At 69.7% G+C, this 15,928-nt stretch carries 16 protein-coding genes; 5 read left to right on the top strand and 11 right to left on the bottom strand.

Going from position 1 to position 15,928, the window contains the following annotated elements; all coding sequences use genetic code 11:
- Positions 1–45: 45 nt before the first annotated feature.
- From PKE78_RS01485 to coxB, 8 genes are all read right to left on the bottom strand, one after another.
- Complete coding sequence (locus PKE78_RS01485; protein WP_271199072.1) at positions 46–789, bottom strand: SURF1 family protein; 744 nt, start codon at positions 787–789, stop codon at positions 46–48.
- A gap of 4 nt (positions 790–793) precedes the next feature.
- Positions 794–1,171, bottom strand: coding sequence for a DUF983 domain-containing protein (locus tag PKE78_RS01490; RefSeq protein ID WP_271199073.1), 378 nt, complete (start codon positions 1,169–1,171; stop codon positions 794–796).
- 112 nt (positions 1,172–1,283) lie between these two features.
- Entirely contained in the window at positions 1,284–2,111 is an 828-nt protein-coding gene (locus tag PKE78_RS01495; RefSeq protein ID WP_271199074.1) for a cytochrome c oxidase subunit 3, read from the bottom strand.
- A gap of 70 nt (positions 2,112–2,181) precedes the next feature.
- Positions 2,182–2,772 carry a cytochrome c oxidase assembly protein gene (locus tag PKE78_RS01500; RefSeq protein WP_428981213.1) on the bottom strand — a complete coding sequence of 197 codons (591 nt, stop codon included), beginning with the start codon at positions 2,770–2,772 and terminating at the stop codon, positions 2,182–2,184.
- Positions 2,773–2,779: 7 nt separating this feature from the next.
- Positions 2,780–2,944 (bottom strand): hypothetical protein, encoded by a 165-nt coding sequence (locus PKE78_RS01505; RefSeq protein ID WP_271199075.1) that lies wholly within the window; start codon positions 2,942–2,944, stop codon positions 2,780–2,782.
- A 5-nt stretch (positions 2,945–2,949) separates the two neighbouring features.
- The gene (cyoE, locus tag PKE78_RS01510) at positions 2,950–3,903 is read right to left on the bottom strand and encodes a heme o synthase (protein ID WP_271199076.1); all 954 of its coding nucleotides are present in this window, start codon (positions 3,901–3,903) and stop codon (positions 2,950–2,952) included.
- 206 nt (positions 3,904–4,109) lie between these two features.
- Complete coding sequence (gene ctaD / locus PKE78_RS01515) at positions 4,110–5,720, bottom strand: cytochrome c oxidase subunit I (protein WP_271199077.1); 1,611 nt, start codon at positions 5,718–5,720, stop codon at positions 4,110–4,112.
- Between the two features lie 38 nt (positions 5,721–5,758).
- Positions 5,759–6,613, bottom strand: coding sequence for a cytochrome c oxidase subunit II (gene coxB / locus PKE78_RS01520; protein ID WP_271199078.1), 855 nt, complete (start codon positions 6,611–6,613; stop codon positions 5,759–5,761).
- A gap of 334 nt (positions 6,614–6,947) precedes the next feature.
- On the opposite strand from coxB, the gene PKE78_RS01525 reads away from it, so the two are divergent.
- Together PKE78_RS01525 and PKE78_RS01530 are read left to right on the top strand one after the other, a co-directional pair.
- Positions 6,948–7,448, top strand: a complete 501-nt coding sequence (locus PKE78_RS01525; protein ID WP_271199079.1) for an invasion associated locus B family protein — start codon at positions 6,948–6,950, stop codon at positions 7,446–7,448.
- A gap of 81 nt (positions 7,449–7,529) precedes the next feature.
- Positions 7,530–8,180: a hypothetical protein gene (locus tag PKE78_RS01530; protein ID WP_271199080.1), complete on the top strand. Its 651-nt coding sequence runs from the start codon at positions 7,530–7,532 to the stop codon at positions 8,178–8,180.
- A 404-nt stretch (positions 8,181–8,584) separates the two neighbouring features.
- Here the strand turns inward: PKE78_RS01530 and PKE78_RS01535 are convergent, their stop codons facing one another.
- From PKE78_RS01535 to pabB, 3 genes are read right to left on the bottom strand one after another with little or no spacing between them, the layout of a single operon-like run.
- The gene (locus tag PKE78_RS01535; protein WP_271199081.1) at positions 8,585–9,412 is read right to left on the bottom strand and encodes an aminotransferase class IV; all 828 of its coding nucleotides are present in this window, start codon (positions 9,410–9,412) and stop codon (positions 8,585–8,587) included.
- On the bottom strand, positions 9,400–9,993 hold the full coding sequence (locus tag PKE78_RS01540) for an anthranilate synthase component II (protein WP_271199082.1): 594 nt from the start codon (positions 9,991–9,993) through the stop codon (positions 9,400–9,402). The genes PKE78_RS01535 and PKE78_RS01540 overlap by 13 nt, the downstream gene beginning before the upstream one ends.
- On the bottom strand, positions 9,990–11,426 hold the full coding sequence (gene pabB, locus PKE78_RS01545) for an aminodeoxychorismate synthase component I (RefSeq protein ID WP_271199083.1): 1,437 nt from the start codon (positions 11,424–11,426) through the stop codon (positions 9,990–9,992). Before pabB ends, PKE78_RS01540 begins: the two co-directional genes overlap by 4 nt.
- 161 nt (positions 11,427–11,587) lie before the next feature.
- Here pabB and PKE78_RS01550 point away from each other — a divergent pair, with 161 nt between their 5' ends.
- The 3 genes from PKE78_RS01550 to chrA all read left to right on the top strand — a co-directional run bounded on the left by PKE78_RS01550 (position 11,588) and on the right by chrA (position 15,915).
- Positions 11,588–13,420, top strand: coding sequence for a monovalent cation:proton antiporter-2 (CPA2) family protein (locus PKE78_RS01550; RefSeq protein WP_271199084.1), 1,833 nt, complete (start codon positions 11,588–11,590; stop codon positions 13,418–13,420).
- Positions 13,421–13,514: 94 nt separating this feature from the next.
- Positions 13,515–14,378, top strand: coding sequence for a DUF937 domain-containing protein (locus tag PKE78_RS01555; RefSeq protein ID WP_271199085.1), 864 nt, complete (start codon positions 13,515–13,517; stop codon positions 14,376–14,378).
- Positions 14,379–14,523: 145 nt separating this feature from the next.
- Entirely contained in the window at positions 14,524–15,915 is a 1,392-nt protein-coding gene (gene chrA, locus PKE78_RS01560) for a chromate efflux transporter (protein WP_271199086.1), read from the top strand.
- Positions 15,916–15,928 lie beyond the last annotated feature (13 nt).

Here is a 15,928-nt window from a genome sequence, read left to right on the forward strand (position 1 = left end):
GCCAAACTAGGCCCGAGGGGACCGCGTCGCAAGCGCGGGGACCGGCTAGCGGCCCCGCCGCTCACGCAGGATCCGCCAAGCGAAGGCGGCGAACACGCCGACCAGCGCGGCGGCGAGGCCGAACCAGGTGAGCGCGTATTCAAGATGGCGGTTGGGAAAGCTGACCCGCGTCTCGCCGCCCTGGGGGAAGCCGCCGGGGTTCGGCGTCGCGTCGGCGTCGATGGTGAAGGGGGCCGTGCGGTCGAGGCCGAGGCCGGCGGCGATCGCGACCGGATCGCGCGCGAAGAACAGCCGCTTCGCCGGCTGGTCGGCGGGCGTGAAGGGGTTGCGGTCCTCGGGCGTCCGCAGCACGCCCGTCACGGTGACGGGCCCGGCGGGCTGCCCCTCCGCGCGGGTCGCGGGATCGGCCTTCGGCTCGGGCGCGAAGCCGCGGTTGACGATGACGCGGGAGCCGTCGGCGAGGACGAGCGGCGTCAGGATGAAGTAGCCCGGGCCGCCGGCCGGTCCCCGCGGCTCCGACAGCGCGACATAGACCCGCGCCTCGCGGGCGTGGTCGAAGGTCCCCTCCGCCCGGACGCGGCGATAGGCCCATCGGTCGACGTCGAGGCCGGGCCACTCGGCCTCCGCCGGCGGCGCGGTCGGCTCCGCCGCCATCCGGCTTTCGATGCGGGCGACCAGCGCCTCCTTCCAGGCGAGCCGCTGGAGCTGCCATAGGCCGAGCCCGACCAGCAGCGCGAAGGCCGCGAGCGCGGCCGCGCCGACCACCGCGAGCTTGACGGGCGGCTTCACGCCGTCACCGGTCGAGCCGCGCTTCGGCGGCGGCGTTGCGGTGCTGGAGCACGATCAGCACGCCCTTCATCAACCGGAGCAGCACGAGGCAGACCAGCACGACCGCGGGCAGCGACACGACGAGATGGACCCACATCGGCGGCGCGAACGCAAATTCGAGCCAAAGCGCGAAGGCAAGCGTGACGAAGCCGCCGATCAGCGTGACGAACACCGCCGGCCCGTCGCCGCTGTCGGCGAAGCCGTAGTCGAGGCCGCAGACGTCGCAGCTGGGCTTCAGCGCGATGTAGCCGTCAAACAACGGGCCTCGGCCGCAGGCGGGGCAGCGGCCGAGCAGCCCCGCGGCGGCGGTCGCCCCGGCGGAGGGCCGTGCGGGATTGGTCATGGCGTCGGCTCCTCGTGACGTTCCCGGCGGTATGGCGCGCCGACGCGCCAGAACGCAAGAGGCCGCCGGCGTGGCGCCGGCGGCCTCTTGTTCATCGGTCGTCGCTTAGCCGTCAGTGCGGCGTGCCGGCGCCCCAGACGTAGATCGCGGCGAACAGGAACAGCCAGACCACGTCGACGAAGTGCCAGTACCAGGCCGCCGCCTCGAAGCCGAAATGGTGCTCCGGCGTGAAGTGGCCCTTGTAGACCCGCGCCAGACAGACGGCGAGGAAGATGGTGCCGACGAGCACGTGGAAGCCGTGGAAGCCGGTCGCCATGAAGAAGGTCGCGCCGTAGATGTTCTGCGAGAAGCCGAACGCGGCGTGGCTGTACTCGACCGCCTGCACGAAGCTGAAGATGACGCCGAGCACGATCGTCAGCCACAGGCCCTGCTTCAGGCCCTTGCGGTCGCCGTGCAGCAGCGCGTGATGCGCCCAAGTGATGGTGGTGCCCGAGGTCAGCAGGATCATCGTGTTCAGCAGCGGCAGGTGCCAGGGGTCGAAGGTCTCGACGCCCTTCGGCGGCCACACGCCGCCGACGAACTCGGTGCGCTGGAACTGGTGCGCCTCGTTCGGGAACAGCGCGACGTCGAAATAGGCCCAGAACCACGCCACGAAGAACATCACCTCGGAGGCGATGAACAGGATCATGCCGTAGCGGTGGTGAAGCTGGACGACGCGGGTGTGGAAACCGGTGTTGGCCTCCTTGATGACGTCCGCCCACCACGAGATCGCGCAATAGAGCAGGCCCGCGAAGCCGATCGAGAAGATCCACGGCTGCGAGCCGTGCATCCAAAGCACCGCGCCGATCGCGGTGACGAAGGCCGCCATCGACGCCAGGAACGGCCATGGGCTCGGATCGACGAGATGATAGTCGTGGTGCTTGGCGTGGGCGTCGGCCATCGAGGTCTCCCCTTGAATTCTTCTCGTTCTCGCCCGCGCAGGCGGCGGCAACGTCGCGGCGCCGCGCGGTCTAGAGTCTGGGTCGGTCGGTCCCGGCGGAGGCGAGCGGCTTCGGCTTCACCGGGAAGAAAGTGTAGGACAGCGTGATGTGGTTCAGGCGGTCGAGCTCGCGGTTGTCCGCGATCGACGGGTCGACGAAGAAGGCGACCGGCATGTCGATCTCCTCGCCCGGCTTCAACGTCTGCTCGGTGAAGCAGAAGCACTGCAGCTTGGCGAAATAGCCGCCGGTGGTCTCGGGCGTGACGTTGTAGGTCGCGGTCCCGGTCAGCTCGCGGTCGGAGCGGTTGCGGACCTTGAAGACCACCAGATTGCTCTGGCCGACCTTGACCTTCATCTGCGTCGTCTCGGGCCGGAACGACCAGTCGAGCCCCTGCCCGACATTGCTGTCGAAGCGCACGACGATCTCGCGGTCGAGCGCCGCGGCGGGGGCTGCGGCCGCGACCTGCGTCGTGCCGCCGAAGCCGGTGGCGCGGCAGAACATGTCGTAGAGCGGAACGGCGGCGTAGGCCGCGCCGACCATGACGGCCACGAAGGCGACGCAGCCGACCGCGATGCGGGCGTTGCGGCGGTTCATGTCGGCCGGGATCGGGGTCTCGCTCATGCTCTCCTCACAGCGGCCGGTTCAGCACGGCGCCGCCGAGCTTGAACACGGTCACCAGCCAGAAGATCACGACCAGCGACCCGAGCGCCAGGGCAAGCGCCACGTTGCGCCGGTTGCGCTGGCGCTTCTGCTCGGGCGTCAGCACGACGCCGCCGTCTTCGGGCTCGGTCATCGCGCTCACGCCCAGCTCACGGCGGGCAGGCCCGCGAGCTTCTCGAACAGCAGGGCGGTGAGCAGCGCGAACAGGTAGATCAGCGAGAAGCCGAACAGGCGGCCAGCGGCCTTGCGGGCGGGCTCGCCCTCCCGGCGGCGGTAGACGGCGACGGCGTGCGCGACGAAGGCGAGGCCGCCCGCCGTCGAGATGGCGAGGTAGGCCCAGCCGCCAAGCCCGATGAAGGCCGGCGCCACGCCGAGCGGCGCGAGCGCAAGCGCGTAAAGCAGGATCTGCCTGCGCGTCTCGTCCGGCCCCGCGACCACCGTCAGCATCGGCACGCCGGCGCGGGCGTAGTCGTCCGACTTGATGAGGCAGAGCGCCCAGAAGTGCGGCGGCGTCCACATGAAGATGATCGCGACCAGCAGCGCGCTCTCGAGGCTGACCGCGTTCGCCATGGCGGCCCAGCCGACCATCGGCGGCATCGCGCCGGCGAGCCCGCCGATGACGATGTTCTGCGGCGTCCAGCGCTTCAGCCACATCGTGTAGACCACGACGTAGAAAAAGATCGTGAAGGCGAGCAGGCCGGCCGCGAGCCAGTTGGCGACGAGACCGAGCGTGAGCACCGAACCGACCGAGAGCGTCATGCCGAAGGCGAGCGCCTCGCCGGGCTGGACGCGGCCGGCGGGCACGGGTCGCGTCGCGGTGCGCGCCATCACGGCGTCGATGTCGGCGTCCCACCACATGTTCAGCGCGCCGGAGGCGCCGGCGCCGATGGCGATGCAAAGCAGCGAGATCGCGCCCAGCACGGGATGCAGGCCCTCGGGCGCCGCCACCATGCCGACGAGCGCGCTGAGCACGACGAGCGACATAACCCGCGGCTTCAGCAGCGCGAGATAGTCCTCGACGCCGGCGAGGCTCGGCCCGGGCAGAGCCGGCAGCGCGCCGGTCTCGATCGGTTCGTCGTGAGCGAAAGACATGAACGCGGCAGGCCTCTTTCTACGGCCGGGACGGGACGGTCGTCCCGGTCAGGCCTCATGCGATGCGTCACGCCCGGCCCTCGCGGGACCGGATCGCCCCGTCCTGCGCGATGACGCGGGACGGGGCGCGATGCGTGACGACGGCGCCAGATCGGAGGGCGCCGCCCGATGTGGTCCGGGCGGCGCGAACGCCGCCCGGAGGGAGGTCACTTGACGCGCGGCAGCGTCTCGAACTGGTGGAACGGCGGAGGCGAAGACAGCGTCCACTCCAACGTCGTCGCGCCCTCGCCCCACGGGTTGTCGCCCGCGACGCGCTTCTTCGAGAAGGCCTCGAACACGCCGTAGAGGAAGATGAAAACGCCCGCGGCCGAGATGTAGGAGCCGATCGACGACACGAAGTTCCAGCCGGCGAACGCGTCCGGATAGTCGACGTAGCGGCGCGGCATGCCGGCGAGGCCGAGGAAGTGCTGCGGGAAGAACACGAGGTTCACGCCGACGAAGGTGACCCAGAAGTGCAGCTTGCCGATGCTCTCGTTGTACATGTAGCCGAACATCTTCGGGAACCAGTAGTACCAGCCCGCGAAGATGGCGAACACGGCGCCGAGCGACAGCACGTAGTGGAAGTGCGCCACGACGTAATAGGTGTCGTGCAGCGAACGGTCGATGCCGGCGTTGGCGAGCACCACGCCCGTCACGCCGCCGAGCGTGAACAGGAAGATGAAGCCGATCGCCCAGATCATCGGGGTGCGGAGCGAGATCGAGCCGCCCCACATGGTCGCGATCCAGGAGAAGATCTTCACGCCGGTCGGAACCGCGATGACCATGGTGGCGAACACGAAATAGGCCTGCGTGTTCACCGAAACGCCGGTTGTGTACATGTGATGGGCCCACACCACGAAGCCGACCACGCCGATCGCAACCATGGCGTAGGCCATGCCGAGATAGCCGAACACCGGCTTGCGCGAGAAGGTCGAGATGATGTGGCTGATGATGCCGAAGCCCGGCAGGATCAGGATGTACACCTCGGGGTGGCCGAAGAACCAGAACAGGTGCTGGTAGAGGATCGGATCGCCGCCGCCGGCCGGCGCGAAGAAGGTCGTGCCGAAGTTGCGGTCGGTGAGCAGCATGGTGATGGCGCCCGCGAGGACCGGGAGCGACAGCAGCAGCAGGAAGGCGGTCACCAGCACCGACCAGGCGAACAGCGGCATCTTGTGCAGCGTCATGCCCGGGGCGCGCATGTTGAAGATGGTGGTGATGAAATTGATCGCGCCGAGGATCGACGAGGCGCCGGCGATGTGCAGGCCGAGGATCGCGAAGTCCATGGCCGGGCCGGGCTGGCCGCTGGTCGAGTACGGGGGATAGATCGTCCAGCCGCCGGAGACGCCGTTCGAGCCGGGCGCGCCGGGCACGAACAGCGAGATCAGCAGCAGGCCGAGCGCCGGGATCAGCAGCCAGAACGAGATGTTGTTCATGCGCGGGAACGCCATGTCCGGCGCGCCGATCATGAGCGGCACGAACCAGTTGGCGAAGCCGCCGATCACCGCGGGCATCACCATGAAGAAGATCATGATGAGGCCGTGCGCCGTGGTGAAGGCGTTGAACGTGTTCGGGTTGCTGAAGATCTGCATGCCCGGCTCCTGGAGCTCGAGCCGCATCCCGATCGACAGCGCGCCGCCGATGATCCCCGCGATGATCGCGAAGATCAGGTACATCGTGCCGATGTCCTTGTGGTTCGTCGAATAGACGTACCGCCGCCATCCCGTGGGGTGCGCGTGCGCGTCGTGGGTCGTCCCGTGGGCGTGAGCCGCAGTGGCCATAGCCTCGTCTCCCTAGATACTCGTTCCGACCGACGCGCTCAGCGCTGAGCCACGGTCGCGGCGGAGCCGCCGACCGAAGCCTCAAGCAGTTTCTTCGCTTCCTCGGTGCTGTTCTTCGCGGCTTCGAGCCACCGCTTGTAGAGATCGTCGTTCACGACGCGGATCACGATCGGCATGAAGGCGTGGTCCTGGCCGCAGAGCTCGGAGCACTGGCCGTGATAGACGCCTTCCTTGTCGGCGCGGAACCAGGTCGAGTTCAGCCGGCCCGGCACCGCGTCCACCTTCACGCCGAAGGCCGGCATGGCGAAGGAGTGCAGCACGTCCTCGGCGGTCACGTCGACATGGACGACCTTGCCGACCGGCACCACCGCCTCGTTGTCGACCGCGAGCAGGCGCGGCTTGCCGTTGAGCTCGCTCTCCTGGAGCATCACGGCGGTCAGCGTCAGCTCGTTGGCGTCGGGATAGACGATGTCCCAGTTCCACTGGCGGCCGACCACCTTGATCGTCACGTCGGCCGGGGGCGGCGAGTACTGCGCGTAGAGCAGCCGGAACGACGGGATCGCGATGACCACGAGGATCAGCACGGGCGCGATCGTCCACACCACCTCGAGCATGGTGTGGTGGGTGGTGCGCGACGGGGTCGGGTTGTTCTTCTCGCTGAAGCGCACGACGCAGTAGACCAGCAGCGCCAGCACGAACAGCGTGATCACGGTGATGATCACGAGGATGAAGTTATGGAAGGAGTGGATCTGCTCGAAGATCGGCGACGCGGCGTTCTGGAAGCCGAGCTGCCACGGCGAAGGCTGACCGTCTCCAGCGAGCGCGGGGCCGGCGGCGAGACACGCGGCGGCCGCCGTCAGCATGAGCGTCGTCAGACGTCCGGTTCCGAACATGAGCCAGCCTCTCGTCGCATCCCTAAGGGCCGGTGTCGCCCTTGTTGTTGTCATCACGCACCGGGACGGCGCGGCAAATGCGCCATTCGTCGAAGGTTTTGGGGGCGTGTCGGTTCGAGCCGAATCCTGCGCCGCGCGTTGGCCGCGCGCCGCCCCCGCACCTTTGAAATCATAAAGAGTACGAAAGCTCAATGTGGTCGGACCGGCCTCCATGCGGCATAAGGGCGCGAAAAACTAAGTCTTGACCGGCCGCCCGGAACCGGGCTGGTCGCCTTGACAGGACGCCCCGCTCTGCTACCCCCAGCGTCCGCGCGCACCAGGAGATGTCGCCGCCGTGCCACGCCTTTTCTCCGCAGCCGCCGCAGCGGCGGCCGTTCTCGCCGCGCTGGCCCAGCCGGCCTTCGCCCAGGGCGCGGTCAAAGCCACCCATGGCGACTGGCAGATGCGTTGCGACACGCCCGCAGGCGCGCAGGGCGAGCAGTGCGCCCTGGTCCAGAGCGTCACCGCCGACGACATGCCGAATGTCGGGCTGACCGTGATCGCGCTGAAGACCGCGGACAAGAAGAGCCGCCTGCTGCGGGTGTTGGCGCCTCTTGGGGTGCTGCTCCCGTCGGGGCTCGGCTTGCGCATCGACCAGACCGAGGTCGGACGCGCGGGCTTCGTGCGCTGCATGACGAACGGCTGCGTGGCCGAAGTCGTGCTCGAGGACCAGCTCGTCAATCAGCTCAAGAGCGGCCAGAGCGCCACCTTCATCATCTTCCAGACGCCCGAGAAGGGCATCGGCGTGCCGGTGTCGCTGAAGGGCTTCGGGCCGGGGTTCGACGCGCTGCCGTAAGCATACGGAGCGTATGCTGGCCGCACTTGACCTCAGATCAAGCCGGCACGGTTCGCGCATCTGTCGACGAGGACGGCGCCAGTGTGGATCGACATTCCGGCCGCTCCCGGCTTCAGTCAAACCGTGGGCCTGCCAGGCACGCGAATTGAACTGCCGATCGTCGCATTCCCCGTCCGCTGGAGGTTGGCGCTCATCGCGGCGCTCTATGGCTTTGGCGCGTGGATGTCCTCTTTCCTGGTCTGGGTGCTAGCCAACGGCCTGGCCCCAACTTCGACAACGTACGCCGATAAGGCTGGCATCGCATTCCTTTATGTATTTTTCCTGCCTGCAAGCGCGGTCCTCGCTCTTTTCCAAGCGGGAAGCGCTCTGACTTTCCTTGTTGATGCCTGTCGGAGAGGGCCCGCGCTCATCATTGCGACGGACGCCGTACACGACAGGCGAACCGGCCTATTTCTTCCCTTCAAATCAATTCACAAAATGCATGTCGGCTGGCACTCGAGCTACCTGATCCTTGAGACCAATCATTGTATCAAATCTTATTCGACAAATATTTTTCGGACTTTTAAAATTTATTCCAATGTATTTTCCGATTATCGATCTTTGGTGTCTATAAGCCATCTCTCCGTCGACAGCAGGTCGCTTGTGCATGCTGTCGCGAGCCTGACTGAGGCGAACGGCGGTTTCACCGGCGTTAGCCCGCGCGCAACGATTGTTGACGACGAGGGACATTAGCCTGTGACCAAAAAGAGGCTCCCCTATGCAGAGGAGCTATGCTCGAACGTCCCACGCCAACAAATCTAAGTTGCGCCGACGACGATCGCCGCAACCCCCACAAGGATCATCGCCGCACAGAAAATTTGGCTCGCAGTCGAGGCGCCGCTTCGCCGTCGCCGCGGGGCGACGTCGGGAATAACCGTGCGGCGCCCGAACGGTTGACGCTCCGACGCCTGCGGCGCGTCGATCTTCGGTTTGAAGTGCCTGTAGGTGTGAGCCATGGGCGATGAGGCGGCTTGTAACGCGGAGAGGGATACCGAGGCTGTCGTCTCTTCCACTTACGCCGGACGCTGCGCCGCTCAAGACCCTCGACGGCGGAATTTGATCAACTGACGATAAAAAATTGGATGCAGCCGTCCGGTTCAGGCCGGCGCGCCGCAGGCTTCCGCCACCGCGGCCCGGAGGCGGCCGACCGCGTCGCTGGCGCCGCCCAGCGCGCGTCCGTCGAGCGCGGTCGCCGGCATGACGAGGCGCACGCTGTTGGTGGCGAAGACGGCGTCGGCCCGGAACAGGTCGTCCGCCGCGAGCGGACGCTCCTCCGCCTTGAGGCCCAAGCCGGCGCAGACCTCCAGCACAAGCGCGCGGATCACTCCCGGCAGCACGCCCTCCGAGACCGGCGGCGTGACGACCGTCCGGCCGAACACGGCGAACAGGTTGGCCATGGCGGTGGAGGCGACGCGGCCCGCGACGTTCAGCATCAGCGCGTCGTCGGCGCCGGCGCGCCTCGCTGCGTCGAAGGCGAGCACGCTGTCGAGATAAGACAGCGTCTTGGCGCGGGAGGCGAACGAGGTCGGGTTGCGGCGAACGGCGACGGTCGCGAGCCGGATCGGCGCGTTCAGCGCCCCCTTCGGATAGGGGCTCGCCGCGGCGATGACCGTCGGCTCCCCGCCGTCCGGGATCGCGAGCCCGCGCGCGCCGGCGCCGCGCGTGACGGTCAGCCGGATCACGCAATCGCTCTCGACAGCGGCCGCAAGCGCCAGCGCCTCCGCCTCGCAGAACGCGCGATCCACGGGCAGCCGGATCTCCGCCGCCGCCGCCTTCAGCCGGTCGAGATGGCGGGTAAGCAGCGCCGGACGCCCACCGAACGCTGGAATCGTCTCAAACAGGCCGTCGCCGAGGGTGAGCCCGCGGTCGGCGAGATCAAAGCCCGCGCGCCCGCCGTCGACCGGCGCGCCGTTCAGGCGAAGCACGCCTGCCGCCGCTTCGCCGCGTCGAAGAAGTTCCGCAGCAGGCCGTGGCCCGATTCGGTCAGGATCGATTCCGGATGGAACTGCACGCCGTAGGTCGGGTGCTCGGCATGCTCCAGCGCCATCACCTCGCCCTCCTCCGAACGCGCGGTGACGCGCAAGGGGCCGGCGTAGCCCTCGTCGAACTCGACGATCAGCGAGTGGTAGCGCCCGACCGTGAGCGGGCTGGCGAGCCCCTCGAACAGGCCGGTTCCGTCATGGGCGACGCGCGAGGCGCGGCCGTGCAACGGACGGCGGGCGCGGACCACGCGGCCGCCGAAGGCCTCGCCGATCGCCTGATGGCCGAGGCAGATCCCGAGGATCGGCAGCCGTCCGGACAGCGCCCGCACCAGCGGCAGCGACACGCCGGCCTCGGTCGGCGTGCAGGGGCCGGGCGAGACCACCACCGCCTCTGGATCCAACCGCACGATCTCCTCGACGGTGATCGCGTCGTTTCGCGCCACCCGGACCTCTCGTCCGAGCTCCTCGATGTAGCGCGCCACGTTGAAGACGAAGCTGTCGTAGTTGTCGACGACGAGAATCATCGCAGGCCTCCCGCCGCGGCGGTCCGCGGTCGGTCGGCGGCCCCCGCCTCCTCGAGCGCGCCGCCGAAGGCCTCGAACACAGCGCGCGCCTTGGTCAGGGTCTCGTCGTACTCGGCCGCAGGGTCGGACAGCGCGGTGATGCCGCCGCCGGCCTGGAACAGCGCCTTGCCGCGGGCGATGGTCGCGGTGCGGATCGCGATGTTGAAGTCGGCGTCGCCGGAAAAGCCGATCCAGCCGATCGAGCCGCAATAGACGCCGCGGGCGTGGCCCTCGAGCTCCGCGATGATCTCCATGGCGCGGAGCTTCGGCGCGCCGGTGATCGAGCCGCCGGGGAAGCTCGCGCGCAGCAGGTCGGCGACGCCGAGGCCTTCGCGCAGTCGGCCCGTGACGACCGAGACGAGATGATGGACCGAGGCGTAGGTCTCGAGCCCGCAGAGCGTCGGCACCTCGACGCTGCCCGGACGGCAGACGCGGCTCAGGTCGTTGCGCAGCAGGTCGACGATCATGACGTTCTCAGCGCGGTCCTTCTCGGACGCGAGCAGCGCGCGCGAGGAGGAGCCGTCGGCGATCGGGTCGGCCCAGCGCTTGGCGGTGCCCTTGATCGGACGGGCCTCGACGCGGTCGCCCTCGACCGCCACGAACCGCTCCGGCGAGGACGAGGCCACCACGACGTCGCCGAAGGCGAGATAGGCCGCGAACGGCGCGGCGTTGCGCACCCTGAGCCGCCGGTAGAACGACCAGGGGTCGAAGCCCGCGGGCAGATCGGCGAGGAACCGCTGGGCCACGTTCGCCTGGAAGATGTCGCCGGCGAGCACGTATTCGACGCAGGCCGCAATCGCCGCCTCATAGGCCGGGCGGTCGAAGTTCGAGCGGAAGCTCACCGGCGGCTGGACCACCGGCGCGCGCAGGACCGCCGGCTCCGAGAGCCGCGCCAGCGCCGCCTCCGCGCGGGCCTTGGCGCGGGCGGCCTTCGCGGCGGGCTCTGTCTCCGGGGCGCCGGTCGAGATCAGCCAGGCCCGGCCCTTCCGGTGGTCGCAGGCGACGACCCAGTCGTAGAGCGGCAGCACCGCGTCCGGCAGTTCGAGATCGTCGACCGCGGGCGCCGGCAGGCGCTCAAGACGGCGGCCGTAGTCGTAGGAGATGAAGCCCGCGGCCCCGCCCTGGAACGGCGGCAGGTCGGGCAGCGCCGCGGTCCGCGAGGCCTTGAGCGCGGCGTCGAGCGCGGCGAGCGGATCGCCCTCGACCGGCCGGTCGCCGAGGCGCGCGCCGTCCTGGCCGACCTCCAGCACCGCGTAAGGGTCGGCCGCGAGATACGAATAGCGGCCGAGCCGGGCGTGCGGCATCGCGCTGTCGAGCAGCACGAGATGCGGCAGGCCGGCGAGCCGCTCGGCCAGTCCGGCCATATCGATGGTGGGTAGTTCGGTGATGTGCATCGCGCGCCCGCTCGGACAGGGCGTTCGCCCGACCGGCTTCCTTAGCCCCTATGATAAGCGCCTGCCGCGGCTTCGTCATGTGCGCCAGCGCGCCGCGCCCGCTTGCTCCGCGAGCGGCCTGAGGCGCAGATGGCTCCCCGCCTCGCGTCCGGAGACCGCCGATGCACCACGCCGCCGCATCGAGCCCGCTGATTGGAGCGCTCATCCTCCTGATCGCGGCCGTGATCGCCGCGCCGGTCGCGCGCAGGCTCGGGCTCGGCGGCGCGGTCGGCTATCTGTTCGCGGGCGCCGCGATCGGACCGTCAGCGGCGGGGCTGATCTCCCATCCGGACGCGGTGCTGCAGGTGGCGGAGCTCGGCGTCGTCATGCTGCTGTTCCTGATCGGCCTCGACCTCAAGATCGAGCGGCTGGTCGCGCTGCGGTTGCAGGTCGTCGGCTTCGGCGGCGGGCAGATCGCTGTCACGACGCTCGCGCTCGCAGGCGTCGCCATGGCCTTCGGCTACGATCCGAAGCCCGCGCTCGCGCTCGGGCTGGCGCTCGCCTTCTCCGGCACCGCGATGGCGCTGCAGATTCTCGACGAGCGCGGCCACCTCAACCGGCCTTACGGCGAGCAGACCTTCGCCGCCTTGCTGGCGCAGGACATCGCCGTTGTGCCGGCGCTCGCGCTGGTGCCCTTTCTCGGGTCGGCGGCCAGCGGCGACGCGGCCGACAGCTGGACCGAAACCCTGCTCGCGGCCGGAGAGGCGATCGCCGTCCTCGCCGGCATCGTGGTCGCCGGCCGCTACCTGCTCGATCCCATGTTCCGCCTGCTCGCCCGCACCGGCGCGCGCGAGGTGATGACGGCGGCCGCGCTGCTGGTGGTGCTGGGCGCGGCGGAGGCGGCCCACGCGGTCGGGCTGTCGATGGCGCTCGGCGCCTTCCTCGCCGGCGCGCTGCTCGCCGGCTCCTCCTACCGCCACGAGCTTGAGGCCGACATCGAGCCGTTCCGCGGGCTGCTGATCGCGCTGTTCTTCATGGGCATCGGGATGACGATCAAGCTTGGCGAGGTCGCGACGCACTGGGCGCCCCTGATCGCGACGACGCTCGGCTACCTCGCGCTCAAGATCGCGATCGCGGCCGCCCTCGCCCGCTCGTTCGGCGCGTCGTTCGCGGACGCGCTCCGGATCGGCGCGCTGCTCGGCGCCGCCGGCGAGTTCGCCTTCGTCCTGATCCCGCTGACGCTCGCGAACGGGCTGATCGACGCCGACACGGCGACGTTGCTGTCGGCGACCGCCGCTCTCAGCCTCGTGGCGGCGCCGCCGCTGATCGCGCTCGCCGAACGGCTCGCCGACCGCGCGGAGCCATCGTCCGGCGCGCCAGGCGCGGACGAGGACTATTCGGGCGCGAAGGGCGAGGTGATGGTGATCGGCTTCGGCCGGGTCGGGCAGATCGCCGCCCAGCTTCTGCTCGCCGAAGGGGTCGAGACCACGCTGATCGACGCCAATCCCGAGCGCGTCGCCCAGGCCGCCCGGTTCGGGTTCAAGGTCTATTACGGAGACGGCTCGCGGCTCGACGTGCTTCGCGCCGCAGGCGCCGCACGCGCGCGGGCGATCGTGGTCTGCGTCGACGACCGCGAGGTCGCGAAGCGCGTGGTCGAAATCGTGCAGACGAGCTTTCCCCTCACGAAGCTCGTCGTGAAGGCCTACGACCGCGGCCATGCGCTGGAGCTCTACGCCCTCGGCGTCGCCGACGTGGCGCGTGAGACCTTCGAGAGCGCGCTGGTGATCGGGCGCATGGCGCTGGAGGCCATGGGCGTGGACGCCGAGCGCGCCGCCGAGATCGAGGAGGACGTGCGCCGCCGCGACGCCGCCCGGCTCGAGATCCAGCGCGTGGAGGGCATCTACGCCGGGCGCGAATTCTCCTACACCAACAAGCCGACCCCGCAGCCGCTGTCGCAGCCGAAGCGGAAGGGCGCGATGCTCGACGGCAGGACGACGGGCGAGTCCCCGACATGAGCGCGCGGTCGGCGGATTTGTCGCCGCGCCGCCCGGCGCGCTAGGCTGTCGCCAAACCACGGCGACGGCGCCGGAAACAAGACGCGGCGAGGCCATGATCAACTTTTACGAGCTGATGCGGCAGGCGCAGGGCGGCGCGGCGTTCGACAACATCGCGCGCGCCTACGGGCTTGATCCCGCGCAGATGCGGGCCGCGACCGCGGCGCTGACGCCGGCCTTCGCGCAGAGCTTCCAGCGCCAGGCCCGCAACGACCACGCGGCGCACCGGCTGAACGAGCTGTTCGGCGCCGACGTCTACGCCCGCGCCTTCGAGGCGCATGCCGCCGCCCTCGACCCGACAGCCCGGGCGGCGGGCGACGACGCGCTCGGCGCGCTGTTCGGCTCCAAGGAGGTGTCGCGGGCGGTCGCGGCGCAGGCGGCGGCCGCCTCCGGCGTCCAGGCCGAGATCATCCGCAAGGTGCTGCCGGTGCTGACCAGCATCCTGATCGGCGGCTTCATGAAGGCGTCGCAGGGCGCTTCCGCGCCGTCGCCCTCCTCCGGCGGCGCGGCCGGGCCGTTCGGCCCGTTCTGGGACCAGATGTTCGGGCAGACGGCCGCCGAGGGCCGCAAGGGCGGCTCGGAAAATCCGCAGAACCCGTTCCAGGACTGGATGGGCGGCTTCGGCAAGACTGCGGAGGAGCCGGAGCCGCGCGATCCGCCGGCGAATCCCATGGGCGACGTCATGGCCGACATCCTGAACGGCATGTTCGGCGCCCCGCGCCGCGACGAGACGTCGCCGCCCGACGCTCCCCCGGCGGAGGCGCCGCCCGCAGGCGCGCCGGAGGGCGAGCAGTCCGACGCCTTCGCGGCCTCGTTCGACCAGATGGTGCAGACCGGCCGCGAACTTCAGGCGCAGAACGCCCGCGCCATGGAGCAGATCTTCGAGGCCTTTCTCGGCGCCGGCAAGAAGCCGGGCTGAGCCTCCAGGCGTCCGTCCCGGGCCGATTGACGCCCGCCGCGGCTGCATGCTTACCCTTTTCCGCAGGGGTTTTCCGCGACGTCCCCTTCAGGCGAAAGCCCAAAGCTCGCGTCCACGATCTCCTTCCCGAGGAGGCGGACGCCGCATGCTGTCTACACCCCATAACTCCGAACTGACCGACTCTCCCGCGTCGGAAGCCGTTCCGACCCTCGGCGAAGCGCTCGGCGTGTGGGCGCGGATCGGGCTGCTGAGCTTCGGCGGTCCCGCCGGCCAGATCGCGCTGATGCACCGCGAGCTCGTCGAGCGACGGCGCTGGATCGGCGAGGAGCGGTTCCTGCACGCCCTCAACTACTGCATGCTGCTGCCCGGCCCCGAGGCGCAGCAGCTCGCCACCTATATCGGCTGGCTCATGCACCGCACGGCGGGCGGCGTGATCGCCGGGCTGCTGTTCATCGTTCCCGGCGCCCTGGTGATGCTGGCTCTCAGCGTCGTCTACACCGTGTGGCGCGAGGCGCCGCTGGTCGAGGCGGCGTTCTTCGGCGTCAAGGCCGCAGTGCTCGCGGTCGTGATCGAGGCGGTGCTCCGGATTGGCCGGCGCGCGCTGCGGAACCGCGTCATGGTCGGCGTCGCCGCCGCGGCCTTCGCGGCGCTCTTCCTGTTCAAGGTCCCGTTCCCGATCGTGATCCTGGCCGCCGGCCTGTTCGGATGGTTCGGCGCGCGCCGGGCGCCCCATCTGTTCGCAGCCGCCGGCCATGGCGCGGGAGCCGGGCCGCAGACCGTCGGCGTAATCGACGCCATGTTCGACCGTGGCGAGCTCGCGCATGCGACGCCGTCGCGGCGGCGCGCGGCCGGCGCGCTGGCGGTCTGGCTGCCGATCTGGCTCGGCCCCGTTCTGCTGCTGTGGACGTTCGCGGGCGCGGACAGCGTGTGGACCCAGATCGCCGGGTTCTTCAGCTCCATGGCCGCGGTCACCTTCGGCGGCGCCTATGCGGTGCTGGCCTATGTGGCGCAGGCGGCCGTGGAGACGTTCGGCTGGCTCCGCCCGGGCGAGATGGCGGACGGGCTGGGCCTCGCGGAGACCACGCCCGGCCCGCTGATTCTCGTCACACAGTTCGTGGGCTTCCTCGCCGCGAGCCGGGCTCCGGGCGCGCTCGACCCGCTCGTCGCCGGCGCGCTGGGCGGGTTGCTCACCACCTGGGTGACCTTCGCGCCGAGCTTTCTGTGGATCTTCCTCGGCGGCCCCTACATGGAGCGGCTGCGCTCAAACCGCCGGCTCGCCGCTGCGCTGTCGGCGATCACCGCGGCGGTGGTCGGCGTCATCCTCAACCTTGCGGTCTGGTTCGCGCTTCACGTGGTGTTTCGCGAGACATGGTCGCCGGGCTTCGGGCCTGACCTGCCCGTGCTCGCCTCGATCGATCCCTGGGCGGCGTTGCTCGCCGCGGGCGCCATGGTGGCGATGCTGCGCTTCCGCGCAGGGATGGGCCCGACTCTCGCCGTCTGCGCACTGGCTGGCGTCGCGCTCAGAAGCTTCGGCTGACCCCGCGCGCAAA

Source organism: Methylopila turkensis (assembly GCF_027922325.1).
Taxonomy (GTDB): Bacteria; Pseudomonadota; Alphaproteobacteria; order Rhizobiales; family Methylopilaceae; genus Methylopila; species Methylopila turkensis.